Annotated in this window: 1 protein-coding gene; it reads right to left on the reverse strand. The window is 58.1% G+C overall.

Features of this window, described 5'->3' with window-relative positions:
• The coding region (locus EDM56_RS31030) for a GAF domain-containing protein (RefSeq protein WP_122921759.1) at nucleotides 1-966 on the reverse strand (966 nt) is incomplete at its 3' end.
• Nucleotides 967-1,044 lie beyond the last annotated feature (78 nt).

Here is a 1,044-nt window from a genome sequence, read left to right on the forward strand (position 1 = left end):
CGATTGCAGCACCTCCAGGTCGGTTTCGTCAAAATCGCTCGCCTTCTGGCTTGTGACCAATAGACATGCCGGCGTCTGTCCGCGCAACCGGATCGGAACCGCCGCAGCTGAACGGAACGACGCGATTCCGGCTGCCGGCAGTGACAGCTCCTGGCCCGCTTCCGCCTCGATCCGGCGCACCTTGCCTTTTTTCATCGCTTCGGCAACCGGGCCGCTCTCGGCTGCAGTGACCGCTTTCCATTCGCCCTTGACCGATTCGCCCTGATGCAACGCCCGCAATGAAATCGCCTTGCCTTCCTTCAAGAAAAAGGCGGCCACTGCCCACGGAAAATGCTTGCCGATTTGCTGGACGGCGGTACAGGGGATTTTTTGCAGCTCGGTCACCGCACCGATCGCCTTGCTCGCGTCCCCCAGCTTGGCGTACAGCTCCGCCCGCTTTTGCTCGGCATGGAACAGCTTGGTTCGCGCAAGCGCGGTCCCAATCTGATAAGCGACCGCCGTCAGCAGGGCGAGCTCCTCATCAGAAAAGTGCTCCTTGCCCGGCGCCGCCACATTCAGCAAGCCGAACCACTTTTCCCCCGCTTTCAGCGGAACGGTCGCGTGATGATAAATACCCTCGGTATCGCCCCATTTGTATTCGATCGCATTCTCGATCCGTTTGCAGTTGATGATATTGACGGCATTGTGCAGGCGACCGCCCCAATATTTGTCGACACACCAGCAGCTGCCTGTGCACATCGGTTCCTTATCGCCCCATGAAAGCGCAGGTGGCAGGCGATGATCGACCACACACGTATAGCCCGGCTCTTTTTCCATCAAAAAAATCCAGCCTGTCGTAAGCCCCGTCACTTCAAGCAGCTTTCGTAGCACCGCATCGAGCATATGGTTGGTGTCGTTCGTAATGTTGAGCGTCACTGCGATTTCTTTCAGCGCAGCCAATTCATCTACGCGCTTGCCTTCCGTCATGCACATCCGTCCTCCCGTTCGTATCTCGTGGCTTTAGCGTAAACGACCGGAACGGCGGAAACAAGGGGGGGAACTGGC

This window comes from Brevibacillus fluminis (assembly GCF_003710825.1).
Taxonomy (GTDB): domain Bacteria; phylum Bacillota; class Bacilli; order Brevibacillales; family Brevibacillaceae; genus Brevibacillus_D; species Brevibacillus_D fluminis.